Below are 855 nucleotides of genomic sequence, written 5' to 3' on the forward strand. Positions count from 1 at the left end.
GCATACCGGAACACTTCTAGTGGCGGAACTCGGTTCCTTCACTAGAATGACCGCCGAGAAGTTCGGCCTGACGGACCGCCAGGTTCGCAAGATCGTCGCGGCTGGCCTTGCGCTGTCGCCCGACGATCTGCCGCGGTTGCGGGCGGCCCCCCAGGCGGTGACGCTGAAGGATCTGAGCGTCCTGGCCAAGCTTGGCGAGAGCGCCGAGCGCAGCCATGTGATCGATGCCCTGGCGGACGGCCGGGCGCGCTCCGCCGCCGATGCCCGCCGCCAGTATGAAGAGGCAACCAGGCCTTCAAAGCCTGTTGAAGACCCAATTGACGCGGCTTTCGTGAAGCTGCAGGAGCTCTGGGCCCGCACGCCGAAGGCGGCGCGGCGGCGTTTTGTCGAGACGGCCCATGAGGAGCTTTCGGAGCTTCTGCGCGAGGAGGCTCCCGGGCCATGAGCGCACCCCATCCCTCCCAGATCTGGTGGTCGGCGGCCGAGCTTGCCGAGGCAGCGATGCCGGACATGCCGGCAACCAAACGCGGCGTTAACGTTCTCATCGAGCGTGGCGGCTGGAAGGCGCAATCCGCGCATGCCAGGAAACGCGCCGGGCGCGGGGGTGGATGGGAATTCCATTGGCAGCTGCTGCCGCTGCGGGCGCGTCAGCGCCTGCTGCGCGAGGCGGCGATCGCGCAGGAACGGGCCCCGGCCCGCAGCGCGCAGACCGATGACGATCGCGCGGCCCGCCATGCCGCTTTCGAGGCGCTGCCCGAGGCGGCCAAGGCCGAGGCGCGGTTCCGGCTGCGGGTTGTGCAGGCGGTGATGGCCAGCACCCGGTCGGGACTGACACGCTCCCAGGCGGTCACGCAG

1 protein-coding gene and 1 pseudogene are annotated in these 855 nt (G+C 69.5%); both read left to right on the top strand.

Going from position 1 to position 855, the window contains the following annotated elements; all coding sequences use genetic code 11:
- Nucleotides 1-445 (top strand): annotated as a pseudogene (locus PMES_RS16280) (chromosome partitioning protein ParB); the annotation flags it as partial.
- Nucleotides 442-855 (top strand): DNA-binding protein (locus PMES_RS16285; protein WP_268892438.1); only part of this gene is annotated, 414 nt, incomplete at its 3' end. The pseudogene PMES_RS16280 and the gene PMES_RS16285, both read left to right, overlap by 4 nt.

Origin of the sequence: Profundibacterium mesophilum KAUST100406-0324 (genome assembly GCF_009835145.1) — a bacterium.
GTDB lineage: Bacteria > Pseudomonadota > Alphaproteobacteria > Rhodobacterales > Rhodobacteraceae > Profundibacterium > Profundibacterium mesophilum.